The organism is Corynebacterium sp. HMSC05D03 (assembly GCF_001807205.1).
GTDB lineage: Bacteria > Actinomycetota > Actinomycetes > Mycobacteriales > Mycobacteriaceae > Corynebacterium > Corynebacterium aurimucosum.
The window spans coordinates 197,643-222,824 of record NZ_KV788168.1 but is presented as its reverse complement, the minus strand read 5'-3'; the positions used below and the strand labels follow the sequence as shown (position 1 = coordinate 222,824).

Genomic DNA, 25,182 nt, shown 5'->3' with positions numbered 1-25,182 from the left:
AGCTGCACCCCTAAACTAGCCGAACAATTACGTTCCCCACTCCCACCTATAGAATACATGTTCTATAGGTTTCCCGCAAGAGTTGCTTTACTTTTCACCGAGGCCTTTGATGGCAAAGTGCGCAATCGGTAGACCACGAAGTTTTCGCCAAAATAAACAAAATCCCCCTCCCAGAGCCAGAGTCCGAGTTAGCGATCTAGACCTATAGACCAGGGATAGAAAGCAGGCTAGGGAGGGGGAAACGTCCAGCGTTTCACGTGAAACTTATGCCGTTGCAGGCTCCTCGTCGGCAGCCGCAGCGTCTGACTCGGCCTCAAGGCCGTCAATCTTGTCCCGCGCGAAACGATCGACGATCATCGCAATGGCGCCATCACCAGTAACGTTTGCTGCAGTACCAACGGAGTCAATTGCAATATAGGCGGCAATCATCAATGCCACCATCGAATCATCAAAGCCCATATTGGCTTGCAACAACCCGACCGCGACCATAACGGCACCACCCGGAACGCCGGGGGCGGCGATCATCATGATGCCAAGCAACAGAATGAAGCCTAGGGCCTTACCCAAATCAGCCTCCATACCCTCAGCCATGAACACAATCGCGAATGCATACAGCGTCAACTTGATCATCGACCCGGAAAGGTGAATCGTCGCGCAAAGAGGAATAACAAAGCCCGCAACAGGCTTAGAAATGCCATTCTTCAAAGTCGCATCCAAGGAAACCGGGATCGTCGCCGCCGAAGAAGAGGTACCCAGCGCGGTGAAGTAGGCCGGTGCCATGTTCTTCAATGCGCTGAATGGATTCTTACCTGCAATGGCACCTGCAATGACGTACTGGAGCACAAGGTAAACCAAGGTCATAACGACTGCAAGCAGAAGAACCTTCGTGAAGGCGACCAACACCGTTCCGATATTCCCGTTCATACCTAGGGAAAGGAACATGCCAAAGATGTAGAACGGCAGAAGTGGGATAACGAAGCCCCAGATCACCTTGATGACAACGTGCTCGAATTCTTTGGCAAGCGCGTAGAGGTTGTCAGATTTCACGGTGGTCATGGCCACGCCGATACAGAAGGACAGCAATAGAGCTGTCATCACCTCAAAAGGTGCAGGCATTTCGACGGTGAAATAGGGTTCGAGAGCACCGGCATCAATGTCGGCGACGTCCGTATTAAGCGTTTGTCCACCCAGCAAAGTGGGGTAGAGGGCCTGGGTCAGGCCATAAGCGACAAGGCCCGCCACAATAGTTGAGCCATAAGCGATGCCTGCAGTAATACCCAGCCACTTACCGGCGCCCCGTCCAAGGCCTGCAATTGCAGGGGCAACAAGGGCGAGGATAAGAACGGGGATGAAGAAGCCAAGGAAGTTTGAAAACAGGCCGTTGTATGTGGCGAAGGCCCTTCCGAACCACTCCGGAGCAAACTGGCTAACGATGATGCCCAAAACTATCGCGACGATAATCTTGAACAACAGAGAGTTGAGAACACTCTTGAATGTCATGATTGAGTCTTTTCTATGGTTGCTACCATGTCGGTTTTCTCGCTCGATGATAAGTACATTAATATCTACCAAGCGACACGAAATGTATATTACAGCAGGATGCGAATAATTTGAACCGGCTTTCTCGCCAGCTAGGAAGCCGGATAGACTAAGAGGCATGCTCGTAGTCGGAATCATTTTCCTCATCTTGGCCGCGGTACTTATTGTCGTCGGTGGCCTTGCCACGCTCCGCAAGCTTCCTGGAAATAGCGTCGTTGGCTTACGTCTCGCGGAAATCCGCACATCTAGAGAAGCCTGGGATAATGCCCATGCTGTCGCGGGCCCGTTCTGGTTCTTGGGCGGCGTCGCTTTAGTATTCGGTGGCATCATCGCATTGCGCGCGGAGGGATGGATGTGGCTTATCCCCGCGCTCACCTTCGTCGTGGCAATCCTCGCGCTATCCATCGGTTCAAACATGGGTGCCCGTGCCTCGTACCTGTGGAACCAGGCGCACAAAGGGGACGAAGGCTGCGGTGATTCCTGCAATTGCGGCGATGGCGGGTGCGGGGGAGAAGCGCCGACTGTCGACGTCTCCGCGGCCCGCGCAGCTGCGGCACGCGCCGATAACGTGGACAAGAATTAACACCTACTTTAAAGCACAGTGGCGTAATCAATCGGTACAAATAACCACCACACACTTTTCGTCACATTCAAATAAATACATTGCTCCGCCAACCATGGAATCCCCCACCATTGGCGGAGCCCTTTTCTTTATCCTGTGCCAACACTGAGAAGTGTGCACCAACACCATGGGAGAGCGAGGCGGTGCCGTGACAAGACACGATCTTCGGCGCACCATGGATCCCATGAACAAAGTTACAAACATCCGCACGTTTCGAATCATCGCTGCCGCCGCGCTCAGCCTCAGCATTCTAGGGGCAGGGGCTACTTATGCGCTTTCTAGCGATAACCGCACCGGGCACACCATAGCCGGAACAATCTATAGCGATGTCGGCACAAACTACGGTTCCTATGATTTCAGCGGCAGTAGGGAAGACGAGCTCCCCGTGTGGGATGGCAAACTCAGCTAGCTGCCCACCATCCTCCAGAACACACTCCATCAATCAGATAGAGTAATCAGCATGACTACATGTTCACGCCGTCTCTTCCTGCTTGGTACCGCCACCACTTTTGCCGGGGCTTACCTCGCCGCTTGCGGCAAGGAGCCTTCCGCAGAGATCGCTGCGACAGAAATCCCCGTCGGCTCAGCCATCATTGTGGACAAAGTGATTTTCGCTCAACCCACTGAAGGGGAGTTCAAGGCATACTCGCAGACCTGCCCACACCAGGGCTCCCTCATTACGAAGATTGAAGGCATGACTGCCACCTGCACTAGCCACTACTCCAGCTTTGACCTCAGCAATGGTGAAGTTACCGGCGGACCCAGCCCCAAACCGCTTACAGAGTACGGCGTAGAAAACAACGGTGGAACAATCAAAAACGTCTCCGCCTAGAGGCTATCCCCGGGGACGCAGGGGCTTGAAAAGATGTTTCACGTGAAACCGTGAGGGGCGTCTAGACTCTCTTCTATGATTGAGCGCCTTAAAAGACTCGACCCCCTCATCATCCTCATCCTCTTCGCCGTCGCAATCGCTATCGTTTTTCCCGCACGCGGAAGCTTTGCAGACGGCTTCGATGTCCTCACGAATATCGCGATCGCCCTTCTCTTCTTTCTTTACGGCGCGCGGCTCTCAACGCGAGAAGCCATCAACGGTATCAAACACTGGAAGCTCCATCTCACCATCCTGGTGTTTACCTTCGTGGTCTACCCAATCATCGGCCTCGCACTCCGCCCACTCACCGCGTTCATTCCAAACGATCTTTACTTGGGAATCCTCTACCTCACGCTCGTACCGTCCACGGTGCAATCATCGGTAGCCTTTACCTCAATCGCCCGAGGAAATGTTCCTGGAGCAATCGTCTCTGCGTCTGCATCAAACCTCGCTGGAGTTCTGCTTACGCCATTGCTGGTCATGGCACTCATGGGCGCCGGAGACGGCATCCATATCGATAGCTCAGTTTTCCTTGAGATTTCTGTCCTTTTGCTCCTACCTTTCGTGCTCGGCCAGCTCACCAGAAAATGGGTAGGACAACTCGCAGCGAGCAAGGCCACGAAAGTGGTGGACCGTGGCTCCATTGCCATGGTGGTGTATGCGGCCTTTTCGAAAGGAATGATCGACGGGATCTGGGCGACGATTAGCATATGGCAAATTCTTTTTCAGATTGTGTTCTCCACCGCATTCGTTTTCTTCATGCTGTGGTTGACCAAGGTCGTGAGTAAAAAGTTGGGATTCAGCAGGGAAGACATCATCACTATCCAATTCTGTGGTTCGAAGAAATCCCTGGCCACAGGCCTTCCCATGGCCTCGGTTATTTTTGCCTCCGGTGGTACCTCCTTGGGACTGCTCATCCTCCCGCTCATGATCTACCACCAGGTGCAGTTGATGATCTGCGCGTCTATGGCGGCTCGCTATGCGCGGGTAGAGTGAGAGCACATGAAAAAGCTTTATGTTCGCACCACCATGACTGTTCCTGAGGTCGGCACTGCCATTCACATCGCGGAGCTGGAGGAAATTAACGGCGAGGCCTGCACCATGCTGCGCATGATTGCCCTCGCACCGAATGACGCCATCGTCGGTGCCGCCACGCCAACCGCCTCAGTGGGTGACGCCAACATCCCACAGAGCGTGGTCCCACACCCCGATACCTACGACAAGTACCCCGACATCGACGCCGAGCTTATCGACGCCTTCCAGTTCCACTCCCTGTGGACCGAGGCCATCGCCCTGTACGGGGACTTTTAAAGCACCAGGTTCACTAACACCATGTACACAGCCGTGCCACCGAAGATGGACAAGCCCGAGTTCCGGCGCCACAGGTGCAATACTGCGGTAACCGCTGCGCCGACGAGGGGAGGTATTAGGCTTCCCGTGTCCTGGATCTGACCAAACAAGGTATAGACCACAAGCACCGTCATCACACCCACGGGCATGGTGAATCCCAACATGCTGATGAACTGGCTTCCTTTAAGCGCTTTGACGAACCCGAAGGGCAGCCAACGCAAGAGGACGGTGACTATCCCGACGGGGATCAAAACGGCGAAAATGCTACCGAGGGTTACTCCGTCTGGCATGTCGGCTCCCTCCGCAGAATCAGCGCATTGTCGATACGCGGAGAGAAGTAGCGCACCACCAGGACCACAAAGTAGGCACTCAGCGCCACCATGAGCAGCTGACCGGGAAATAGAAAGCTGGCGAGGATTCCCAGGGCCGCCGCTGACAGGGGAAGGGAGTAATCCTTGTTGTTCTGAAAAGAATCAATCGCGAGCACAATAAACAGGGCAACTAGGGCAAACTCCAACCCCTTCACCGAAGGAGGAATGGCCTGGCCTGCCACCGCACCAATGATCCCGGAACCGACCCATAGGACTTGGCAGTACAGCTGCACGCTAAAAACAAACACGCCACTTGGACGCGAGTTACGGGGGAGGGCCGAGAGCACGGCATAGGATTCGTCGGTAAGCGCGTACGTCGAATAAGCGCGGCCAAGGCGGCTCGAAATCTCATCGCGCGGAAAGGTCAGCCCGTAGAAGATGTGCCGGAAGTTGACCATGAAACCCGTCAGCGCGGCTACGGCGGGCGTCACGCCGCCGGTCACCATGGAAATGGCGAGGAATTCCATCGAGCCAGCGTAAATAATGATGGAAAAGATAGGGGTCCACCACCAGTCAAAACCGGTCTGGACCATGAGCACGCCGAAGGCGAGGCCCAACGGCACCACCCCGACGGCGATGGGCATGCAGGTCCGTATTGCCTTGATGATCTCCGCACGCATGGCAGAGATGTTAGCGCAGAAGAAAAGGACGAGCGCTAATTATCTTCATCGATATAGCGCGGGAAAGTGGCGAACAACGGAAGGGGCATGGCCTGCCTGCGCATGACATCCGACCACGTATCCGTTGACCCCGAGGAGACCACGTCCTGGGGCAGGGCAGGGGCCACGTACCACTCACCGCGGTCAATTTCCTCATCCAATTCGCCAGGACCCCACTCGAAGTGACCGGCGAAAAGACGCATACCCTCTACTAATTCGGTGACGGCATCCGGACCGACCCGCAAATCTACGAGAGCCACGCGCGGGGCGAGGCGGCTCAGCGCCGGCTGCTCCTCAATAGTCACGCCCTGCTTCGTCAGCGCCACACCAATGGCCGCCTGCTGATTGTGCGGACCGCCGATGTAGAGGGCCTGCGGCTTAGCAACCACTGGTAGCCACTCCGGCATGACATTGAAAACAGCGACTTCGGAGCGCTTAGTCAGGTCCACACCATAGGTCCGCCCCGCATGCTGCTCGGTGATAAGGATGACGGAGCGATTGTAATGGGGCGCGAGGACGTCGGGAGCCGCCACAAGGAGCTGGCCAGGGGCGGGATCGTTGCGCTCGAGGGCGTTGAAAAGTCTGTCTGCGTACATCCCTATCTAGAATTCCACCACTCACGCAGCTTCGCAATAGCAACCTCGCGCTCCAGCGGGCCTTCCTCGAGGCGCAGCTCCTTGAGATAAGACCAGGCCTTGCCTACCTCGGGACCAGGTTCAAGGCCGAGGATCTCCATGATCTCGTTGCCATCGAGATCTGGGCGCACGCGCGCCAAGTCTTCCTTGGCCGCGATATCCGCGATGCGTTCCTCCAGCTGGTCATATGTGCGTTGGAGGCGGCGGGCCTTGCGCTCATTGCGGGTAGTGCAGTCTGCGCGCACAAGCTTGTGCAGACGCGGGAGTAGATCACCGGCATCGGTGACGTAGCGGCGCACAGCAGAATCGGTCCACTGGCCATCGCCGAAACCGTGGAAGCGCATGTGCAGGTAGACCAGCTGGCCGATGTCCTCGGTCGTAGCCTTGGGGAACTTCAGCTTGCGCAGGCGCTTGCGGGTGAGCTTCGCGCCCACTACCTCGTGATGGTGGAAGGTGACCTTGCCGTCGGTGGTGTCGCGGGTATCCGGCTTGCCAATGTCATGGAGCAGCGCCGCCCACCGCAGAATCAGGTCGGGGCCGTCCTCTTCCTGCTCCATGGCCTGGCGCAGTACTGTCAGCGAGTGCGCGTACACGTCCTTGTGCTGCGCGTGCTCGTCGGGGGCCATGCGCAACGCCGGGATCTCCGGAAAAACATAATCCGCAATACCGGAGTCAACGAGCAAGTCAATGCCCTTCCACGGCGCGACACCGCAGATGAGCTTATTGAGCTCCACCTGCACGCGCTCTACGGTGATGCGCTGGATTTCAGAGGCCATGTCGATCATGGCATCGCGCACGCGCTGGGCGACGTCAAACTCCAACTGCGCCGCAAACCGCGCAGCACGAAGCATGCGCAGGGGATCATCGTGGAAGGAAATCTCCGGCGCATCCGGGGTATCAAGGATGCGGTTCGCTAGGTCCTCGAGTCCGCCCATCGGATCATGGAATTCACGGGTGCCGTCTGGGCGCAGCTCGATGGCCATGGCGTTGACCTTGAAATCGCGGCGCACGAGATCGCCCTCGAGGGTATCGCCGTACATGACCTCGGGGTTGCGGGACTGCCCGTCATAGCTATCTGAGCGGAACGTGGTGATCTCGATCTGCTGGCCCTTATAGGCCGCCGAGACCGTGCCGAAGTCAATGCCGGTATCCCATACGGTCTCCGCCCACTCTTCGAGAATGGAATAGACCACGTCGGGCCGGGCCGGGGTAGTGAAGTCGAGATCGTTACCCAGGCGGCCGAGCAGCGCGTCGCGGACGGAACCGCCGACGAGGTAGAGGGGGGCGTCGTGAAGCGCAAAGCGTTCCACCAAGCCGCTTAAGAGGCCACTGAGCCGGGCGACGGTGGCGTCCGCGCGGGCAAGAACGCCGATTAGCTGAGTGTCCTGAAAATTCACGGATCGAAGTCTACTACGATTAGCAGGGATGACTAAGAACACGCCAGGGTCCAAACGCCGCCGCCGGCGGGGCGCGGGCCACCGGAACCACCGCACGGGACGCCCCCAGCGCACGTCCACCAACCGCATGACCACGCGGGATGAGACCTCCGCCGGCGGGCTCGTCGTGTCCGGATTGGCGGAGGCCGTCGACGAAGACGGCAACGTGGACCTGTCCCAGATCTATGTGGCGCTCATCGGCAGGTTGGACCGCCGCGGGCGCCTGCTGTGGTCCATGCCGAAGGGGCATGTGGAAAATGGCGAAGCCAAGGAACTCACCGCTGAGCGCGAGGTCTGGGAAGAAACGGGAATCCACGGCAAGGTCTTCGCGGACCTGGGCATGATTGATTATTGGTTCGTCTCCGATGGCGTGCGCATTCACAAGACCGTGCACCATCACCTGCTGCGTTTCGTGGACGGCATCATGAATGACGAAGACCCGGAGGTCACGGAGGTGTCCTGGATCCCGGTCTCCGAGCTCATCGAACACTTGGCCTATGCGGACGAGCGCAAGCTGGCTCGCATTGCCCACGACCTCCTCCCGGATCTCGCGCGAAAGGAAGCTGCCGCAGGAAAGGCGACCCCACGGTGAGGTGGCGCGCAGCGGCGGCCATCGCGGCGCTGGCGGTGGGCTGCGCCGTCCCCGTGGCCCAGGCACAAACTCCCGACACTGGGATTACTGACTCCCACTATTGGCTCGGCTCCCGCGGTCCCGACGAGCTGGAGCTCAGCCTGCTCAGCGCAACGGAGGCGCGGGTAGGGGAGACGCTCGAGCTACAATTGCGCATCCATAACCCAACCGAGAGCGCCGTTGATGATTTGCAGATAACCTCCCGGCGCAGCACTGCCGTGAACTCCACCACCCAGGCACGCCAAGAGCTCGCTGCGGGATCCTTTCCTTATTATGGGGCGACACTCGGCGCGGGAAAGCTTGAACCGGGGGAGAGCCGCGAGCTGACCGTGGAGGTTCCCACCGCATTGGGCAAAGACTCCACGCTGGCCATCACGGAACCTGGCGCCTACCCGCTCCTGTTCACGCTCACCGGCACCCGCGACGGCCAGGCGGCCAGTTTCGCGGAGGAGCGGACAATCCTGGATTTCCAAGGAGAAGAATCGGCTCCCGAAGACGAGAGCGAGCATTCCTTTTCGCTGGTCTATCCTGTCACCGCCGAGGTAGACGTGGTGCCGGGAGATACCGGTGGCGAGGAGCTCATCTTAGAAAGCGAGCAGCTGGCTGAACAGCTCTCCCCGGGCGGGCGGCTCGATCAACTGCTCGACGCCTACCTGCAGCATGATCTGCACGGTTCCGGCTGCATGGCTTTGGACCCCGCGCTTGTCGACGCCGCCGACCGCATGTCCGCCGGCTACACCGTCAACGAGACGCGCCCCTCTACCGCCAAACACCCCACTCGCCTGCGTGATTCCTGGTTTAACAGCGCCGATTCCGATCGCGGCACGCCCGGCGCGGGTTCCCGGGACGCCGCCGCATGGCTGCAGAAGCTCAAACAGGTCGACTGCCGCATGCTCATGCCGTGGGCCAACGCAGACACCGATGCCGTGGCCAAAGTGGGCAATGAGTGGCTCACCCACGAGGCCGTAGAGCAAGGCACAGACACCATCGAGCGCATCCTCGGCGTCCCGCTCAGCACGCAGCTCACCGCGCCGGCCTCTGGGACGAGCGAGCATGCGATGTCCGTTCCGCTGTTGGTGGCGGATAATTCCGAGTGGGTAGGCAAGGCCGCCACCTTTGATGCCTCCCTCGGCGCACTCTTGGCCCAAACCGGATCGAAGCCGCAGACCACCGGGTACTCCAACCCGGAGCTGCGCTACGACTTTTCGATCGATTCGGAACAGGCGAGGGCACTGACGGCGGGGGCGTCGATAAGCGTGGCGTCTGCACAAGAGGAGACCGTGGCCAAGCTGCCGAATTACCAGGACCCTGCCGCCGCACGTGCGGTGATGGAAGCAGCGCAGCGGCTCCTCGATTCTGGGCGCCTCGAACCCCGCCCCGTTACCGCGCTAGAGGTGGAGGAGGGCAGTGGGAGTCCCGGCAGCCCCTACCCGGACCCTTCAGCCTTTCACGACGCCGAGATCACACAGGTAACACAGCAGGCGCGCTATACCGACGAGTTGATGTCCATCATGGTCAACGACCCCGGTATTGCCATGACGCGCTACGACTTCACGGCACCTTTGCGCCACGATCTGCTCACGGCGCTCAGCGCGACCGGCCGCTCCAGCCTGCACGGCTTTCCGACTTCGGTGAAGCAAAGCCGCTCCCGCCTAGAGAAGAACGCGGATATGCTTCGCGAGCTGCGCGCCTCCGTATCCCTCATCCCACCGGGCAACGTGTATACCCGCGTCTCAGAGTCATCGCCGCTGCTCATCGTGGCGGAAAACGGCCTGCCACTGCCTGTCGACGCCCACCTGGCTTATGACGCCCCCGACGGCGCCACGTTGAACACGCAGAACATGATTCACATCCCGGCCAAGGGATCCATTACCGTGTCCATGACCGCTGACCTGCCTAGCAACGCTGACCAGACGTCGCTGCGCCTGTGGCTTGCAACACCATCTGAGCACCTCATTTCGGATCCCATCGACATCACGGTGCAGACGCGTGCCGGTATCGTTAGCGTCTATGGAGTCGGCGCGATCGCCGCGCTCGCCCTCGTCCTAGCTGCCCTGTTCCGTCTGGGTAAGCGGAAGAAAAAGAAGTCTCACGGATAGTTTTCTCTATGACACATGAACCTATGTCTGGTGCCCGTCGCCGCATTGTCACGCCCTCGCCGCCGGCACCGGTCCCGGAAAAGCGCGCGCCGAGCGGCGTCGTTGCTGTCGACGACGAACTCGAGGACCGTTCGGGATTGAAGGGCAAGTCTGCCTCGGCCCCGAGTGAGTCCGGCGGCGAAAAGAACTCCGACGGCGCCGTCGTCCGCGCCACCGGTTCCATGGCTATCGCCACGTTGATTTCCCGCATCACGGGATTCATTCGCAACGTACTCATCGGCTCGTCGCTTGGCCCGGCGATTTCCTCCGCCTTTACCACGGCGAACCAGCTGCCCAACCTCATCACGGAGATTGTGCTGGGTGCGGTGCTGACCTCACTCGTGGTTCCGGTGCTGGTGCGCGCGGAAAAGGAAGATGCCGACCGCGGCGAGGACTTTGTCCGGCGCCTCTTCACACTGGCCTTCTCCCTGTTGGCCACGATCACGGTGCTTTCCTGTATTTTTGCCCCGCAGTTAACGCGCATGATGTTGCCGGAAGACGGCGAGGTCAATGCCGTGCAGGCGACCTCCTTTGCCTACTTGCTGCTGCCACAGATCTTCTTCTACGGACTCTTCGCGCTCTTCCAAGCGGTGCTCAACACCAAGAATATTTTTGGGCCGGGCGCGTGGGCACCGGTGGTCAATAACATCATCTCGATTTCGGTGCTCGTGGCCTACCAGCTGGTGCCGGGCAGTCTGCATCCCGATGCACCCTCGCCGATCACGGACAGGCACGTGCTGCTCCTAGCCCTAGGCACCACGGCGGGCGTGGTCGTGCAATGCCTCATCCTCTTCCCTTATCTCAAGAAGGCAGGCATTAACCTCAAGCCGCTGTGGGGCCTGGATGACCGCCTCAAGCAATTCGGTGGGATGGCCATGGCAATTGTGGCCTATGTGGCGATTTCCCAGTTGGGTTACGTCATCACCTCCCGCGTGGCGGCGCATGCGGATGAAGGCGCGCCCTTTACCTACCAGCAGGCCTGGCTGCTTCTGCAGGTGCCCTATGGCGTCATCGGCGTCACGCTACTCACCGCAATTATGCCGCGTCTGTCCCGCAACGCCGCGGACGGTGACGTCAAGGCCGTGGTTCGGGATCTCACGCTCGGCACGAAGCTGACGTTTATCGCCCTGATTCCGATCGTCATCTTCATGACGGGCTTCGGTATCCCGATTGCCCGCGGCCTCTTCCAATACGGAGCCTTCGACGCCGACGCGGCCGAGCTGCTCGGCCTCACACTGAGCTTCTCCGCCTTTACCCTCATCCCCTACGCCCTCGTGTTGCTGCACCTGCGCGTGTTTTACGCCCGCGAGGAAGCGTGGACACCCACCTTCATCATCGCCGGCATCACGCTGACCAAGGTGGTGCTCTCCCTGTTGGCCCCACACGTTGCGGACTCCCCGGAGCGCGTGGTCATCCTGCTGGGTACTGCCAACGGCTTCGGCTTCGTGGCCGGCGCGGTGATCGGCGGCTTCCTGCTCAAGCGCAAGCTGGGTAGCCTGGGCGGCCGCGCGGTTATCGCGACCACCGTGTGGTCGGTGCTGGCCTCCATCGTTGGCCTAGTCGTTGCTTACGCCTTCAACTACGGCATCAACTTCGTGCTCCCGGCCGAGGTTCCGCCGTTTGTGTACCTGCTCAAGCTCGCCGTCGTGGGCCTGGTCTTCGTGATCGTGACCGGCATCGTGCTCTCGCGTTCGGGCCTGCCGGAAGTCATCAACCTGGGCCGCCAGCTGCAGCGCATTCCGGGCATGTCCCGCTTCATCAAGATCGAGCATGCAGAAGCTATCGAGGTCGAAGCCCCGGAGCAGCTGGAGTTCCAGCCCATCTTCAGCGTGGACGCCTTCAACTCTTCGCCGGTGCCGCCGCCGATGTCTGCCGGTATCGTCCGTGGTCCGCGCCTGGTGCCGGGTGCGCCGGTCTCCGATGGCCGCTTCCGCCTCCTCAAAGACTATGGCTCTGCCGCGGGTACCCGCTTCTGGAAGGCGCGCGAGCAGGCCACCGGCCGCGTGGTGTCGCTGACCTTCGTGGACACCACAGGCGAAGCCCCGATGGCGCCGGCGACCCCGGCCGTGGCCGCCCGCCGCTCCGCCGAGGTCTCCCGCGCCACGCGCCGCCTAGCGGAGATGGAACTGGATGCCGTGGCGGAGAACATCGATATCCTGTCCTACCGCCAGGGCTGCCTCGTCGTGGCGGACTGGGTAGAGGGCACCTCGTTGAAGACAGTTTCGGAGGATGAGGACCTCGATCCGCGCGCCGTGGCCCACGCCTTGGTACCGCTGGTGCGCACCACAGCCGCGGCCCATGCGGCGGACCTCGTGCTGGGCATTGAAAACCGCAACCGCATCCGCATCTCTACCGAAGGTATTGCCACGCTGGCCTTCCCCGCGGTGCTGCACAGCAACGATGAGGAGACTGACCGCTCGGCGCTGGCCTCCGCAATCTCTCTCCTGGTGGACTCCACTAGCCCAACACCGGAGGTGCTACAGGAGATCGCTGCCGACGCCGAGGAGGGCAAGGACTCCGACCTCGAGGACATCGCCCACCGCTTGGCGGTCTTCGCAGGCGATGGCGAGGACGGCGAGGAAACCCTCCAGGTACCGGTGGAGGAGACCCCGCGCAAGGAGGACCCGAGCCCTGCACCGGGCTTCGGCGGCCGCGGTTATTCTGGCTCCGGGATCATCGTGCTCGGTGTGCTGGCTACCCTCTTCGTCGTGGCGATGGCCGCACTCAGCGTGTGGATTCTCTCCCAGGTAGGTAATGAGAAAACTTCCCCCGTGGTGACGAAGAGCGAATCCACGACGGAAACGACCTTCCCCAACGTGCCGCCGGTGATCCTGAAAGACGTAAAGACCACCTCCGTTCCGGAGGGCAAGGAAGTATCTGGTTCATGGTCCACGAAAAAGGCAGACACTGGACTCCTGCTCAGCGTTGACAAGCCCACGCAACTCCGCGCGCTACCGCTTCAGCAGAGCAAGTCCACGGGCGCCAAGTACGAGGTCTATGGCGTTAATACCAAGGATTTTGACCCCACGGATCCTGACTCCGGCAAGCTGACCGAGCTCGCACACGGCACCTTGACGAGCGCACGCCAAGACATCGAGCTCAAGGAGAAGCCCGTGGCCTTCGACGGCGCCCTCATCGTTTTCACCGACATGCCCAAGTCCGGCTCCGTCACACTGAAGGAGGCCACCCTGGTGGGTATCCCGACTAACTAACCCACCACCTCACGCATTCCCCCAGACCTCGATCCCGAAACTCCCTGCTCGCTGACTCAGACGCACCACGCGCTTGACGACGCCCACCTGCAGGTTTCGGGTTCTAGGTCTGGGGCTTTATTGTTCTTGCGATTTCTTCCCTTTACAGATCAGACACGGAGCGTATAATTATTGTTGTTACATCAACAATCTAGAGAAACCTAGAAGAAACGAGGAACCCATGACTATCACCGCAGGAACCTACACACTGGACGCAGCACACACCACCATCGGCTTCGTCGCCCGCCACGCCATGATCACCAAGGTGCGTGGCAACTTCACCGAGTTCGAGGGCACCCTGAAGGTGGGAGAGAACATTAACGAGTCCGCAGCTACCGCCACGGTGAAGACCGCGTCCATCGATACCAACAACGCCGACCGCGATGCGCACGTGAAGAACGAGGACTTTTTCGACGTTGAGAAGTTCCCGGAGATGACCTTCACCGCAACCAAGTTCGACGTGAACGAGGCAGGCGAGGGCATGGTCACCGGTGACCTCACCATCAAGGGCACCACCAAGTCCGTTGACTTCAAGGTAGAGGAGACGGGCGTGGCCGAGGATCCCTTCGGTAACACCCGCCTGGGCTTCGCGGCTAAGACCTCCATTAACCGCCTCGACTTCGACATCGACTTCAACGCTCCGCTGAAGACCGGCGGCGTGCTGGTCTCCGAGGAGATCAAGATTGAGCTCGAGGTCTCTGCCATCAAGCAGTAAGCCATCAAGCGCGAAACCTCGCCGTAGGAAGTAGTTCTAAGTTGTTGCCCGTAGTGCCCATTCCGGTACTGCGGGCAACAACTTTTTAACAACTAAAGGCCCAAAACCGAGTAATAAACAACTCTGAAACAACTCCCAAACAACTTGAACAACGCTCTGGACTGCATGTTCTAGATTAATTCTGAGTCAGAAGCTGCCATATTAGCCAATAGTTGTTTATTAGTTGTTGCGGAGTTGTTTGAAACAACTCTGCTACACTACGGGACCATGAGAGAGGACGAACTCGAATTCATCATCCAGGCACTGCGCTCGATTGAAGCCGGCGCAACCGCCGATAGCCTGGAATCCGAAATTCTCGATTTTAAAGAGGATCCCGCCGTCCACCCTCGAAATCGCAATCCAGACGCGTCCCTTGTTGAATTCCTCATCGATGAAGCCGTGTGCTTTTCCAATGCCGATAACGGGAACGCTTTCATTGTGCTTGGAGTCGCAGACAAGAAATCTGGACCAGAGGCATTTACAGGCACCCAACGGGAATTGGACTGGCTCATAAGAAAGATCTTTGAAGGAACACAGCCCAACATCCACATCGAAGCAGAGGAGCTGGAGTGGTGCGGAGCCCGGCTCATCGTCTTACGCGTTCCCCGTGGCATCACGCTGTATCAACGCCAAAGGGACAGGCGAGCAAGCGAGTTGACACTCGCTGCGTACCACTCACCGAGCATCAACGCCGCGCACTCTTCTTTGAACGCGCCAACCCGGATTACACTGCTCACCCCTCCCGGCGAGGGCTTGAGGAACTCGATATGACGGCCGTCGATCAGGCCCGACACCTCCTAGCCCAAGCGAGGGCAATGTCCGGTTCCCAGGAGCCTGTTCCCGCGACGGCCCGCGAACTCTTGGGAGAATTAGGACTGCTGGATGGCTCACTAAAGCCCACATACGCGGCCGAAATCCTTTTCATGCCTCCGGTATCCCAGCAGGTTACAGTTCGGCACCTCCTCCGTCTTGTCCCTGGCGGTGAGCCGAGAACAACAGAAATCTCTGCACCCCTCATCACCACATACTTGCGGTTGAAAGAACTAATTCGGGTCAATGCCCAGCAAGAAGTGGAGCGGATCGCCCTTGCCACGGGTCAAGAAGTATCGATCAAGGCTTTCCCAGACACCGCTGTCGACGAGCTTGTCTCTAATGCCTTAGCCCATCGCGACTGGGACGCATCGGCTGCAGTAGTCATCGACCAATCTCCCATAGCCTTCTCTGTATGGTCTCCCGGTGGTCTTCCCACAGGTGTACAACGCGATCGGGTTCTCACAACACAATCAATTCCCCGAAATCCCCGCCTTATGACGGCGTTAAGGATGCTGGGGTTAGCAGAGGAATCCTCCCGTGGATTCGACCGCATGTGGGCATCCATGCTGTCGAGTGGTCGCCATATTCCGGAACTTCGCGCCGAGGAATCCTTCGTCGAAGTTACTTTGTCCTCTGGGCGCGTTGACACCGCGTTCATTAAGTCCTTGACCGAACTCAAAGGTGCTTTCGGCGCTGAGCCTTTCGACAGCGTCAATGGTCTCATCATTGCCCGTCACCTTATGGACAACCAGATCCTGCTGTGTCACACTGCTGCCCAACTCATGCAAGTCAGCGAAGATCAGGCTGCAGACACCCTACGGTGGTATGAGAGCCTCGGTTTCGTAGAACAACTACGTGAAGCGCGAGAGTGGATACTTACCACCAAGGCACGATCACTGATGGGGCTTCACATAGAGGGACACATTGCAGCAACGTCCGTTCAGGATTGGATCCTGGCTCAACTCAAAGAAGGAGCTGCGCTGAATACGCGTAAAGTCGCCGAAGAACTGGGAGTAGACCGGGCGATTGTCACAGGAATACTGCGCCACCTAAGAACTATAGGCCAAGCGCGCATCGATCCTGATGGCCCACAGCGCGGCCCCAACACGCGGTGGATTCTTTCATGACCACCCTGTGATACACACCGCAGCGAGGTTTAAGATGTAGCGCATGACTACCGCAAACCTCACCCATGCAGAAGCTTCCGCCCGCAGCGCCGCGCTGCGCCTGAGCACCTACGAGCTATACCTCGACGTCACGAGCGCGCCGAGCGACGCCGACTCTTACGAGGTCACCTCGCGCATTAGCTTCACCACCACCGAGCCCGAGACCTTCGTGGATTACTTGGGCAAGGCCGTGCATGCAGTGCGCGTCAACGGCGAGGAGGTGGAGAACACCTTCGACGGCGGACGGGTTTACCTGAGCAACCTTCCAGTGGGGGAGGAGCTCACCGTGGAGATCACCGGCTCCTCCTATTACTCCCGCACTGGCCAGGGCCTGCACCGCATGCACGACCAGGCCGATGACACGACCTACCTCTACTCGCACCTCGAGCCATCTGATGCCCGCCGCATCTTCCCCTGCTTTGACCAGCCGGATCTCAAGGCCAGCTTTGAGGTGCACCTCACCGGCCCGGCAGGCTGGCAGCTGCTCAGTAACCAGCCGGAGGTCAGCCGCGAGAAGACCGAGGGTGGGGAAGTAGCGCACTTTGCCCCGACCCCGCTGTTGTCGACGTATCTGACGGCGTTTGCGGCTGGACCGTACGTCGAGAAGCACAGCACCTGGACCGCACCCGATGGATCCCTCAGCGTGGAACTGCGCGCCTTCGCCCGCGCCTCCATGGCGGAGTACCTGGATGATGAAATCCTGCAGGTCACCGCACAAGGCATGGACTTCTTCCACAACAACTTTGGCTATCCCTACCCGTGGGGCAAGTATGATTCCATCTTCGTTCCGGAGTACAACCTGGGTGCCATGGAGAACCCCGGCCTCGTAACCTTTACGGAGCATTACCTCTTCCGTTCCGCCGCCACCCGCGCGCAGCATGCCGGGCGCACGAATACGATCCTGCACGAGATGTCGCACATGTGGTTCGGTGACCTAGTCACCCCGCAGTGGTGGGATGACCTGTGGCTCAAGGAGTCCTTCGCGGAGTTCATGGGCGCGGATTCCTCGGTGCACGCCACCGAGTACACCGAGGCGTGGGTCAACTTTGCCGGCCAGCGCAAGAACTGGGCCTACCTGCAGGATCAGCTGCCCACCACGCACCCGATCAAGGCCGAGATCCCGGACGTGGATGCCGCGCGTCAGAACTTCGACGGCATTACGTATGCCAAGGGTGCTGCAGTGCTCAAGCAGCTGGTGCACTACGTGGGCCGGGAGAATTTCTATGCCGGCGCGCGTGACTACTTCCAGGAGCACGCCTTTGCTGCCGCCACCTTCGAGGATCTCCTTAAGGCCCTGAAGAAGCACACCGACCGCGACCTCGACGCTTGGTCCACAGCCTGGCTGCGCACGTGGGGCCCGGATACGCTGACCCCGGAGTTACACGCGGACGGCGATAGGATTCACGAGTTAGCTATCGCTGTCGAGGCGGAGGACACCACGCGCCCGCACCGCCTCAACGTGGCGCTGTTCGATAACTCCCTGAAGAAGTACGCCACCCTCGACGTCGATCTGGAGGGCGAGCGCACTATCCTCGACGAGGCTTCTGGGCTTCAGGCACCGGCGTTGTTGCTGCTGAACGACGGCGACCACACCTACGCCAAGGTCCGCTTCGATGAGACCTCCTTGAAGACCATTCGCGCGCGCTTGTCTGAAGTTCCGGATGAGCTCTCCCGAGCGGTCATCTGGACCTCCCTGTGGAACCTCACCCGCGATGGCGAGTGGCCGGTGCGCTCCTACCTCGACACCGTGCTGAAGCACGCTCCGGCGGAGTCCAACCCGACGCTACTGACCACGGCCTTTGCCAATGCAGGCTATGCCATCGACCACTTCGTTGGCCAGGAAGAACGCGAGGAGATTCGCTCCGATTATGCCGAGCGGCTGTGGGCGGTGCTGCAAGGCGCCCCGGCTGGTTCCGACGCGCAGCTCACCTTCGCACGCGCCACCATCCAGGCACTCGCGGCCACCCCGGAGGAATCCGGCACGCAGCGCCTGCGTGCGCTTTACGACGGCTCCCTCGACGGCCTCGCCCTCGACCCGGATATTCGCTGGGCCATCCTCCGCGCCTTGGCCGCCCGCGATGCCATCAGCGCCGAGGAGCTGGAAGAAGAGAAGGAGCGCGATAACACCCTCACCGGTGCCGCCGCCTACCTGGGTGCCTCCCACGCCTTCCCATCTGCCGAGGTCAAACGCGAAGTCTTCGACCTCGTGCGCACGCCGGGTAAGTACTCCAACGCGGAGGTAGATTCCCTGCTCGCGGCGTTTAACGCACCGCGCTCAGCCCACCTCACCGAGGCCTTTGCTCAGGAGTATTTCGATTCTCTGGCGACGCTCTGGACGGAGCATCCCATCGAGATTGCCAACCGCCTCGTGCGCGGTCTTTACCCAGATCTCGCGATGGCCGACGCCGCCACCAGCGAATTCCTGAGCAAAGATCGTCCGCGCGCGCTGCGCCGCGTGCTGCTGGAATGCCAGGATGCACTGCGTCGTGCGTACCGTGTCCGTGCCGTGCAGTAAGCACGGCACATTAAACGCGGCACGTGAGACGCTTCGCGTAGCGGATAGCAGAATCTTCCCGTAAACTCGCAGACACATTAACGGGGGGACAATCACAAACCATCGGCTTCGGCCGGGGACTGTGTTGACCCACTTGTCATTGCTCAAGTTTCCGGGGGGATTCTTAGTGTCAGCACAGCCGACCGATCGTGAACTCGTCGACGCCTTCATTGGTGGAGATACCAAGGCCTTTTCGGCAATCGTCGAAAAGCACCGCGCGCGCCTGACCGCCATGGCGCGACGCTATACGCGCAACGATGATGATGCGCAGGATATTGTGCAGGAGGCCCTGCTCAAGGCCAGCTGCAACATGGCGTCCTACCGGCACGATGCCACCCTGAGCACGTGGCTGCACCGGCTGGTGATGAACTCCGGCTATGACTTCCTCAACCATCGCTCCAACCGGGAAAACGCCTCCCTCGATGCAGAGATCATTGAGGATGACCGCAATTATGCGCTCGCGCACAACCCCAGCGAAAACCTGGCGGAACGCATCACGGTGGCCCAAGCGATGGAAACCTTGCGCCAGGACCAGCGCGAGGCGCTGTACCTCACCGACGTGGCTGGTTATCCCATCGATACGGTGGCTAAGGTGCAAGGCGTAGCACCTGGCACGGTGAAGTCACGGCGAGCTCGAGCTCGGCAAGTGTTGCGTGCGGCGATAGACTGAGGGCGAGTAGAATCTGAGTCTTACTTAAAAAGAATCGTTTCAAGGGAGTTTTTAGTGACTATCCACGATGTCGCCATCGTCGGCTCCGGCCCTGCCGGCTACACCGCAGCGCTCTACGCAGCACGCGCCGAACTCAATCCCATCGTCTTCGAGGGCTTTGAATACGGTGGCGAACTCATGAACACCACCGAGGTAGAGAACTACCCAGGCTTCCAGAAGGGAATCATGGGCCCTGAGCTCATGGAAGAGATGCGCGCCCAGGCCATCCGCTTCGGTGCCGACCTGCGCATGGAAGTTGTAGATTCCATCGAGCTCGAAGGCGAGGTGAAGAAGCTACACGTGGGCGACGAGGTTTATGAAGCCCGCGCTGTCATCCTCGCTACCGGTGCCGCTCCGCGCTACCTGGGTATTCCGGGCGAATCTGAGCTGACCGGCCGCGGCGTGTCGGCGTGTGCCACCTGCGATGGCTTCTTCTTCAAGGACCACAACATCGCCGTCGTCGGCGGTGGCGATTCCGCCATGGAAGAGGCCACCTTCCTCACCAAGTTCGCCGAGACCGTCACCATTATTCACCGCTCGGAGAACTTCCGCGCCTCCAAGATCATGCTGGAGCGCGCCAAGGAGAACCCAAAGATCAAGTGGCTGACCAACACCACCGTCGAGCGCGTCCTGGAGAAGGACGGCAAGGTCGGTGCCCTCGAAGTCAAGAACGTGCTGACCGGTGAGACCAGCGAGCTGGATTTGACCGCCATGTTCGTAGCCATTGGCCACGACCCGCGCTCCGGCTTCCTCAACGGCCAGGTAGAGACCGATGAGGCTGGCTACGTGGTGGTACAGCAGCCCTCCACTAAGACCTCGCTGCCAGGTGTCTTTGCCTGTGGTGACTTGGTGGATGACCACTACCAGCAGGCCATCACCGCTGCGGGCTCCGGCTGCCGCGCGGCCATTGATGCGGAACATTTCCTGGCTGAGAACCGTTAGTAATCACATGAGCAACATTAAAAACGTCACTACTGATTCCTTCCGCGCTGACGTCGTAGAGGCAGGCAAGCCAGTCGTCGTGGACTTCTGGGCCGAATGGTGTGGTCCGTGTAAGAAGCTGTCCCCGATCCTTGAGGAGGTCGCCGAAGAACTCGGTGAGGACGTCTCCGTAGTCAAGGTCAACGTGGATGAAGAACGCACTTTGGGTGCCATGTTCCAGATCATGTCCATCCCATCTGTGCTGATTTTCAAGGACGGCGAGAAGGTCGATGAGTTCGTTGGCTTGCGTTCCAAGGCCGACATCGTGGCGCAGGTAAAGAAACAGCTCTAACTGGTATTCTTTAACTCGTTGTTGGCGCACTGTAGTGCGCCTCCTTGATCACGAAAGGGGTAGGTGTGAACCGCGTTTTACGTGTAGGTGACCAGAGCGTTCGGGTCGCCGAAGCACGCGCAACCCTTGCCCGCCTCGGCCTGATGACTGACTACCAGGGGACGTTGTCCGACTGGAAGAAGCAAAAGTACTCCGAAGCCGATAAGCACTTTGATAGCGAGCTAGCGGAAGTACTTAAGGCCTTCCAGCAATCACGCGGCATTGTGCCCAGCGGCGATATCGATGAACTCACTTTGCGTGAACTGCGCCAAGCCTCCTACACCTTGGGTGCGCGCGTGCTGGCCTATGAGCCTGGCAACGTGCAGGTGGGCGACGATGTCTCCCAGTTGCAGCAACAGCTCCAGGAGCTCGGCTTCTACCAGGAGCGCATCGACGGCAATTTCGGTGCCCGCACCTATGCAGCGCTGGCGGAATACCAATTGAACTCTGGACTGCGCAGTGACGGAATTTGTGGCCCGGAGACCATCAACGCGCTCAACCTACTGGGTCGGCGCATCACCGGCGGATCAGCGCACAACATCCAAGAGCGCGAGCGCGTCCGCAACGCAGGGCCCCAATTGGCCGGCAAGCGCGTTGTCATCGATCCCAGCCTGGGCGGTTTCAACAAGGGCCGTACGGTCAAGGGCCGCTTTGGTGACATCACTGAGGAAGAGATCCTCTGGGATTTGGCCGAGCGAGTTGCTGGCCGCATGATTGCCGCCGGCATGGAGACCATCATCTCCCGCCCGCGTACCGATGATCCCTCTATTCATGATCGCGCCGACATTGCCAATGCCTTTGGCGCTGACTTGGTCATTTCGCTCGCCTGCGACGAGTACCCCACAGAGAAGGCCAATGGCGTAGCCACCTTCTACTTCGGTTCTGAGTCCGGTAACTCCTCGCTCATTGGTGAAACGCTCTCCGGCTTCATCCAGCGAGAGATCGTTGCCCGCACCGAGCTGGGCAACTGCCGCAACCACGGCCGCACCTGGGCGCTGCTGCGCCTGACCCAGATGCCGGTGGTGCAGGTCGTGCTGGGCTACCTAACCAGCCCCAAGGACGTGACTATTCTGGCCAACCCAGATCGCCGCGATGACATCGCCGAGGCCATCGTCGTCTCCGTCAAGCGCCTGTACCTTCTTGACGATGACACTGCCGTCACCGGCACCTACCGCTTCGACGAGCTGCTGCGCGCGGAGCGCTCTTCCTAACGGGCTTAGGGGGAACCATCCTGTATCTAGGCTAGGGCGCGGGCGAGGAGGTCCTCCACGGCGGCAGCCGTCAGCAGATCGAAAGCTGGGGGCAGCTCGAGTCGCAGGCGCGGGGTAATGGGGTGATCACGCTCCACCCTGAAACCGGCGGATTCCAGCGTTTCCACCGGTAATAGGCCAATACGGCCGGGCTTAGCCCGCAGGAGATTCTCGGCGGCGCGAGCATCGCGGTAACCAAAGGCCTCAACGGCGCTAGCTTCGCGGGAGGTGAGGTGCATGATGGTGGCATCGAGAAGCACCGCCTCCAGGCCCTTCGCCGCGCGGTGCGATTTCACGAAAAGCGAGGACACCAGCACCGCGTCCTCCGAGACGGGGGAGGTGGGTAGCTTCGCGGCACCGGGGGCAAGATCGGGCGGGCAAAAGAACACTGTGGCCTCATCACCCACGGTAAAACCGCACTCACCACAGCGCAGCAGCGTGGCACTGATCCATGCTTCCTTCTCGAAAACAGGATCAGCGACCGTGGTCTTCAGCTCCCAGAAGATGGATCGAGCCGCCAAGGGGTTGATGGCAACACCTTCCTTGACGGCCTGAACGAGCATGGTCAGCTAGCTGCTTTCCTTACCCTCAATGAGGGCCAGAATACGCTCGAAATCTTCCTGGTCGCCGAATTCGACGACCATCTTGCCTTTGCGCTTGCCCATGGTGACGGTGACCTTGGTGTCGAAGCGATCGGCCAAGCGCTCAGCGGAATCAGTAAAGAATTGCGGCTGCGGGGCGGCAGGTTTCTTGGTTGGCTCGGCCGGCTTACCGTCCCGCTTATACAGGGTGACGGCTTCCTCCGTAGCGCGCACGGACAGGCCCTCGGCCACAATGCGGTTGGCAATGAGCTCCATGGCTTCAGCATCCGGCAGGCCCAGTAGCGCGCGGGCATGGCCACCGGACAAGGTGCCAGCGGCAACGCGCTTCTGCACATTGACCGGCAGCTTGAGCAAGCGGATCATGTTGGTGACTTGAGGGCGGGAGCGGCCGATGCGATCAGCCAGCTCGTTCTGGGTCACGCCGAATTCTTCCAGCAGCTGCTGGTAGGCGTGAGCCTCTTCCAGCGGGTTGAGCTGTACGCGGTGGATATTCTCCAAAAGCGCGTCCCGCAGGAGGTCATCATCCTTGGTATCGCGCACAATGGCCGGGATGGTGGCCAGGCCCGCCTTGGAGGAGGCACGCCAGCGGCGCTCACCCATGATGAGCTCGAAGCCACCCTCCTCAGCGGGGCGCACAACGACCGGTTGCAGCAGGCCAAACTCCTTGATGGAGTGGACCAGCTCCGCCAGCTCATCCTCGTCGAAGACAGTACGTGGCTGCTTCGGGTTGGGCATGATATCCCCGACGGAGATCTCGCGGTACGTCGCACCAATCACCGAAGGCTTGGCCTGCCGCTTCTTCGAGCCAGAAGACTGCTGGATGGTGGGCGCTCCCTGCACCTTTTTCGGCGCAGATCCGTGAGCCCCGCCTGTCGAAGCGCCAAGGATAATGTCGGCCGCCGAATCCCCCAGGCGTGGTTTACGGGAGGGCGCACCCGGGCCGGACGGAATGAGCGCGGCCAGGCCCTTGCCTAGGCCGCCCTGGCGCTGCTCCGGCTTCTGCTCTGCCTTCTTATCTGCCACGGTGTCCTATCCTTCCAATTCCGCGAAAATCTCTGGGCTCACGCCAATGGCACCCGTGGTGGGGTGCGGTGTGTAGTCTCCGCGCTTATCCAACTCGCGCGCGGCGGCGGAGTAGGCGCGAGCACCCGTCGACGACGGGTCATAAGCGATAACTGTCTTACCATAGCCCGGCGCCTCCGAAACGCGAACGGAGCGCGGGATAACGTTGCCCAAAACGACGGCGCCGAATTGCTCGCGCACCTCATTGGCCACCTGTTCAGCCAGCTTGGTGCGGGCATCGAACATAGTCAGCAGCACGCCGGAAATGTGAAGGTCCTCGTTGAGGTGCTCCCGAATCATGGAAATATTGCCCAGCAGCTGGCCCACGCCCTCCAAGGCGTAGTACTCACACTGGATGGGAATAATAACTTCTTCTGCACACGTCATCGCATTGATGGTGAGCAGGCCTAGGGAAGGTGGGCAGTCGATAAAGACGTACTCAAAGCCGTGCTCCTCAAGGAAGCCGTTGTGCAGAGCGTCATAGAGGCGGAACTCGCGGCGAACCAGGGAGACCATTTCGATCTCTGCACCGGCGAGGTCGATGGTGGCTGGGATGCAGTAAAGGTTCTCATCGTCGGGAGAGTGCTGCATCGCATCCTCCGCGCTGCAGTCCCCCAACAAAACCTCATAGCTGGATTTAGTGCCGGAGGTGTGCTCCGCTCCTACTGCGGTGGAGGCATTGCCCTGCGGGTCCAAGTCGATCACCAGGACCTTCTTGCCGGCCTCAGCGAGCGCGGCGGCAAGGTTGACGGCGGAGGTGGTTTTACCCACGCCACCTTTCTGGTTCGCGATGGTGATAAGACGAGGATGAGTCATGCCGTCTACTTTAGTTCACGCGCGGGACACGGATAATCGTGGTGCCGTGGATGGTCATGACCTCGGCTTTTCCGCCGCCGGCGCGCTTGATATCAGCAGCATCGCGCTCCAGTTCCTCGTAGACAGAGGAACCCTTCAACGCGATCATCTCCCCGCCCTTGCGCACCAGCGGCAGGGACCACTTGGCCAGTTTGCCCAGCGGGGCCACGGCGCGGGAGGTGACGATGTCGGCACCCTTAACGGCCTTCTTGACCGGGCCCTCCTCGGCGCGGCCGCGAATGACGGTGACGTTATCCAGCCCCAGTAGGTCGACGACCTCGTTGAGGTAGGTCGAGCGTTTGAGCAACGGTTCGATGAGGGTGATCTTCAGATCAGGGCGCGCGATCGCGAGCGGGATGCCGGGCAGGCCGGCGCCACTGCCGACGTCGATAAGCGTGGCGCCCTGCGGCATGACTTCGGCGACCACGGCGCAGTTGATGAGATGGCGCTCCCAGAGGCGCGGGACCTCGCGGGGGCCTATAAAACCACGGGTGGACCCGTCCGTAGCCAGCGAATCGTGGTATTTCTGCGCGAGCGGCAGACGCGATCCGAAGACGTCAGACGGGTCCAGTGGCACAGTGTCGGACACAGATTCAGTCACT

General features: G+C 60.0%; 25 protein-coding genes. 16 read left to right on the top strand and 9 right to left on the bottom strand.

Annotated elements, in window-relative coordinates; all coding sequences use genetic code 11:
- Positions 1 to 264: 264 nt before the first annotated feature.
- Positions 265 to 1,500, bottom strand: coding sequence for a dicarboxylate/amino acid:cation symporter (locus HMPREF3147_RS03475; protein ID WP_070444571.1), 1,236 nt, complete (start codon positions 1,498 to 1,500; stop codon positions 265 to 267).
- A 157-nt stretch (positions 1,501 to 1,657) separates the two neighbouring features.
- Here HMPREF3147_RS03475 and HMPREF3147_RS03470 point away from each other — a divergent pair, with 157 nt between their 5' ends.
- The 5 genes from HMPREF3147_RS03470 to HMPREF3147_RS03450 all read left to right on the top strand — a co-directional run bounded on the left by HMPREF3147_RS03470 (position 1,658) and on the right by HMPREF3147_RS03450 (position 4,343).
- Positions 1,658 to 2,122 carry an SdpI family protein gene (locus tag HMPREF3147_RS03470; protein ID WP_070444569.1) on the top strand — a complete coding sequence of 155 codons (465 nt, stop codon included), beginning with the start codon at positions 1,658 to 1,660 and terminating at the stop codon, positions 2,120 to 2,122.
- A gap of 223 nt (positions 2,123 to 2,345) precedes the next feature.
- The gene (locus HMPREF3147_RS03465) at positions 2,346 to 2,570 is read left to right on the top strand and encodes a hypothetical protein (RefSeq protein WP_070444567.1); all 225 of its coding nucleotides are present in this window, start codon (positions 2,346 to 2,348) and stop codon (positions 2,568 to 2,570) included.
- A 51-nt stretch (positions 2,571 to 2,621) separates the two neighbouring features.
- Positions 2,622 to 2,993: a Rieske (2Fe-2S) protein gene (locus tag HMPREF3147_RS03460; protein WP_070444565.1), complete on the top strand. Its 372-nt coding sequence runs from the start codon at positions 2,622 to 2,624 to the stop codon at positions 2,991 to 2,993.
- A gap of 75 nt (positions 2,994 to 3,068) precedes the next feature.
- A complete protein-coding gene (locus HMPREF3147_RS03455; RefSeq protein WP_070444563.1) occupies positions 3,069 to 4,028 on the top strand; it encodes a bile acid:sodium symporter family protein in 960 nt (319 codons plus the stop codon).
- A gap of 6 nt (positions 4,029 to 4,034) precedes the next feature.
- Positions 4,035 to 4,343 carry a hypothetical protein gene (locus tag HMPREF3147_RS03450; protein ID WP_070444561.1) on the top strand — a complete coding sequence of 103 codons (309 nt, stop codon included), beginning with the start codon at positions 4,035 to 4,037 and terminating at the stop codon, positions 4,341 to 4,343.
- Here HMPREF3147_RS03450 and HMPREF3147_RS03445 read toward each other — a convergent pair.
- The 4 genes from HMPREF3147_RS03445 to HMPREF3147_RS03430 are packed head-to-tail and all read right to left on the bottom strand — an operon-like array spanning position 4,340 to position 7,444.
- The gene (locus HMPREF3147_RS03445; protein ID WP_070444559.1) at positions 4,340 to 4,672 is read right to left on the bottom strand and encodes a branched-chain amino acid transporter permease; all 333 of its coding nucleotides are present in this window, start codon (positions 4,670 to 4,672) and stop codon (positions 4,340 to 4,342) included. The two genes, HMPREF3147_RS03450 and HMPREF3147_RS03445, sit on opposite strands and share 4 nt — an antisense overlap.
- Entirely contained in the window at positions 4,657 to 5,373 is a 717-nt protein-coding gene (locus HMPREF3147_RS03440; RefSeq protein ID WP_070444557.1) for an AzlC family ABC transporter permease, read from the bottom strand. Before HMPREF3147_RS03440 ends, HMPREF3147_RS03445 begins: the two co-directional genes overlap by 16 nt.
- 35 nt (positions 5,374 to 5,408) lie before the next feature.
- A complete protein-coding gene (locus HMPREF3147_RS03435; protein WP_070444555.1) occupies positions 5,409 to 6,008 on the bottom strand; it encodes a YqgE/AlgH family protein in 600 nt (199 codons plus the stop codon).
- A gap of 2 nt (positions 6,009 to 6,010) precedes the next feature.
- Positions 6,011 to 7,444, bottom strand: a complete 1,434-nt coding sequence (locus HMPREF3147_RS03430) for a CCA tRNA nucleotidyltransferase (RefSeq protein WP_070444553.1) — start codon at positions 7,442 to 7,444, stop codon at positions 6,011 to 6,013.
- 28 nt (positions 7,445 to 7,472) lie between these two features.
- On the opposite strand from HMPREF3147_RS03430, the gene HMPREF3147_RS03425 reads away from it, so the two are divergent.
- The 11 genes from HMPREF3147_RS03425 to HMPREF3147_RS03380 all read left to right on the top strand — a co-directional run bounded on the left by HMPREF3147_RS03425 (position 7,473) and on the right by HMPREF3147_RS03380 (position 22,022).
- Positions 7,473 to 8,075, top strand: coding sequence for an NUDIX hydrolase (locus HMPREF3147_RS03425; protein ID WP_010188049.1), 603 nt, complete (start codon positions 7,473 to 7,475; stop codon positions 8,073 to 8,075).
- The gene (locus HMPREF3147_RS03420) at positions 8,072 to 10,213 is read left to right on the top strand and encodes a hypothetical protein (RefSeq protein WP_070444551.1); all 2,142 of its coding nucleotides are present in this window, start codon (positions 8,072 to 8,074) and stop codon (positions 10,211 to 10,213) included. The genes HMPREF3147_RS03425 and HMPREF3147_RS03420 overlap by 4 nt, the downstream gene beginning before the upstream one ends.
- A gap of 8 nt (positions 10,214 to 10,221) precedes the next feature.
- Complete coding sequence (gene murJ / locus HMPREF3147_RS03415) at positions 10,222 to 13,464, top strand: murein biosynthesis integral membrane protein MurJ (RefSeq protein ID WP_070444549.1); 3,243 nt, start codon at positions 10,222 to 10,224, stop codon at positions 13,462 to 13,464.
- Positions 13,465 to 13,684: 220 nt separating this feature from the next.
- A complete protein-coding gene (locus tag HMPREF3147_RS03410; RefSeq protein WP_070444547.1) occupies positions 13,685 to 14,218 on the top strand; it encodes a YceI family protein in 534 nt (177 codons plus the stop codon).
- Between the two features lie 267 nt (positions 14,219 to 14,485).
- On the top strand, positions 14,486 to 15,028 hold the full coding sequence (locus tag HMPREF3147_RS12510; protein ID WP_083276420.1) for an AlbA family DNA-binding domain-containing protein: 543 nt from the start codon (positions 14,486 to 14,488) through the stop codon (positions 15,026 to 15,028).
- A complete protein-coding gene (locus tag HMPREF3147_RS03405) occupies positions 15,025 to 16,197 on the top strand; it encodes an ATP-binding protein (RefSeq protein WP_083276419.1) in 1,173 nt (390 codons plus the stop codon). Before HMPREF3147_RS12510 ends, HMPREF3147_RS03405 begins: the two co-directional genes overlap by 4 nt.
- 43 nt (positions 16,198 to 16,240) lie before the next feature.
- Positions 16,241 to 18,751 carry an aminopeptidase N gene (gene pepN / locus HMPREF3147_RS03400; protein ID WP_070444545.1) on the top strand — a complete coding sequence of 837 codons (2,511 nt, stop codon included), beginning with the start codon at positions 16,241 to 16,243 and terminating at the stop codon, positions 18,749 to 18,751.
- A 166-nt stretch (positions 18,752 to 18,917) separates the two neighbouring features.
- Positions 18,918 to 19,460, top strand: coding sequence for a sigma-70 family RNA polymerase sigma factor (locus HMPREF3147_RS03395; protein ID WP_010188059.1), 543 nt, complete (start codon positions 18,918 to 18,920; stop codon positions 19,458 to 19,460).
- Between the two features lie 54 nt (positions 19,461 to 19,514).
- Entirely contained in the window at positions 19,515 to 20,441 is a 927-nt protein-coding gene (trxB, locus tag HMPREF3147_RS03390) for a thioredoxin-disulfide reductase (RefSeq protein ID WP_070444543.1), read from the top strand.
- Between the two features lie 7 nt (positions 20,442 to 20,448).
- Positions 20,449 to 20,772, top strand: a complete 324-nt coding sequence (trxA, locus tag HMPREF3147_RS03385) for a thioredoxin (protein WP_070444541.1) — start codon at positions 20,449 to 20,451, stop codon at positions 20,770 to 20,772.
- A gap of 65 nt (positions 20,773 to 20,837) precedes the next feature.
- The gene (locus tag HMPREF3147_RS03380; RefSeq protein WP_070444539.1) at positions 20,838 to 22,022 is read left to right on the top strand and encodes an N-acetylmuramoyl-L-alanine amidase; all 1,185 of its coding nucleotides are present in this window, start codon (positions 20,838 to 20,840) and stop codon (positions 22,020 to 22,022) included.
- A gap of 26 nt (positions 22,023 to 22,048) precedes the next feature.
- On the opposite strand, the gene HMPREF3147_RS03375 is transcribed toward HMPREF3147_RS03380, so the two are convergent.
- Genes HMPREF3147_RS03375 through rsmG form a run of 4 tightly spaced genes read right to left on the bottom strand, consistent with a single transcriptional unit; the run spans position 22,049 to position 25,181 of the window.
- Positions 22,049 to 22,624 carry a hypothetical protein gene (locus HMPREF3147_RS03375; RefSeq protein WP_070444537.1) on the bottom strand — a complete coding sequence of 192 codons (576 nt, stop codon included), beginning with the start codon at positions 22,622 to 22,624 and terminating at the stop codon, positions 22,049 to 22,051.
- A 6-nt stretch (positions 22,625 to 22,630) separates the two neighbouring features.
- Positions 22,631 to 23,686 carry a ParB/RepB/Spo0J family partition protein gene (locus tag HMPREF3147_RS03370; RefSeq protein WP_070444535.1) on the bottom strand — a complete coding sequence of 352 codons (1,056 nt, stop codon included), beginning with the start codon at positions 23,684 to 23,686 and terminating at the stop codon, positions 22,631 to 22,633.
- A gap of 6 nt (positions 23,687 to 23,692) precedes the next feature.
- Complete coding sequence (locus HMPREF3147_RS03365; RefSeq protein WP_070444533.1) at positions 23,693 to 24,541, bottom strand: ParA family protein; 849 nt, start codon at positions 24,539 to 24,541, stop codon at positions 23,693 to 23,695.
- Between the two features lie 10 nt (positions 24,542 to 24,551).
- A complete protein-coding gene (rsmG, locus tag HMPREF3147_RS03360; protein ID WP_070444530.1) occupies positions 24,552 to 25,181 on the bottom strand; it encodes a 16S rRNA (guanine(527)-N(7))-methyltransferase RsmG in 630 nt (209 codons plus the stop codon).
- Position 25,182: the final 1 nt, after the last annotated feature.

Bases quoted from the DNA above. Each gene is read 5' to 3' on its own strand.
- HMPREF3147_RS03435 (WP_070444555.1), bottom strand. From the start codon at position 6,008: ATGTACGCAGACAGACTTTTCAACGCCCTCGAGCGCAACGATCCCGCC.
- HMPREF3147_RS03445 (WP_070444559.1), bottom strand. From the start codon at position 4,672: ATGCCAGACGGAGTAACCCTCGGTAGCATTTTCGCCGTTTTGATCCCC.
- HMPREF3147_RS03375 (WP_070444537.1), bottom strand. From the start codon at position 22,624: ATGCTCGTTCAGGCCGTCAAGGAAGGTGTTGCCATCAACCCCTTGGCG.
- HMPREF3147_RS03365 (WP_070444533.1), bottom strand. From the start codon at position 24,541: ATGACTCATCCTCGTCTTATCACCATCGCGAACCAGAAAGGTGGCGTG.
- HMPREF3147_RS03440 (WP_070444557.1), bottom strand. From the start codon at position 5,373: ATGCGTGCGGAGATCATCAAGGCAATACGGACCTGCATGCCCATCGCC.
- murJ (WP_070444549.1), top strand. From the start codon at position 10,222: ATGACACATGAACCTATGTCTGGTGCCCGTCGCCGCATTGTCACGCCC.
- HMPREF3147_RS03465 (WP_070444567.1), top strand. From the start codon at position 2,346: ATGAACAAAGTTACAAACATCCGCACGTTTCGAATCATCGCTGCCGCC.
- HMPREF3147_RS12510 (WP_083276420.1), top strand. From the start codon at position 14,486: ATGAGAGAGGACGAACTCGAATTCATCATCCAGGCACTGCGCTCGATT.
- trxA (WP_070444541.1), top strand. From the start codon at position 20,449: ATGAGCAACATTAAAAACGTCACTACTGATTCCTTCCGCGCTGACGTC.
- HMPREF3147_RS03460 (WP_070444565.1), top strand. From the start codon at position 2,622: ATGACTACATGTTCACGCCGTCTCTTCCTGCTTGGTACCGCCACCACT.
- HMPREF3147_RS03475 (WP_070444571.1), bottom strand. From the start codon at position 1,500: ATGACATTCAAGAGTGTTCTCAACTCTCTGTTGTTCAAGATTATCGTC.
- HMPREF3147_RS03425 (WP_010188049.1), top strand. From the start codon at position 7,473: ATGACTAAGAACACGCCAGGGTCCAAACGCCGCCGCCGGCGGGGCGCG.
- HMPREF3147_RS03470 (WP_070444569.1), top strand. From the start codon at position 1,658: ATGCTCGTAGTCGGAATCATTTTCCTCATCTTGGCCGCGGTACTTATT.
- HMPREF3147_RS03410 (WP_070444547.1), top strand. From the start codon at position 13,685: ATGACTATCACCGCAGGAACCTACACACTGGACGCAGCACACACCACC.
- HMPREF3147_RS03405 (WP_083276419.1), top strand. From the start codon at position 15,025: ATGACGGCCGTCGATCAGGCCCGACACCTCCTAGCCCAAGCGAGGGCA.
- HMPREF3147_RS03455 (WP_070444563.1), top strand. From the start codon at position 3,069: ATGATTGAGCGCCTTAAAAGACTCGACCCCCTCATCATCCTCATCCTC.
- HMPREF3147_RS03450 (WP_070444561.1), top strand. From the start codon at position 4,035: ATGAAAAAGCTTTATGTTCGCACCACCATGACTGTTCCTGAGGTCGGC.
- pepN (WP_070444545.1), top strand. From the start codon at position 16,241: ATGACTACCGCAAACCTCACCCATGCAGAAGCTTCCGCCCGCAGCGCC.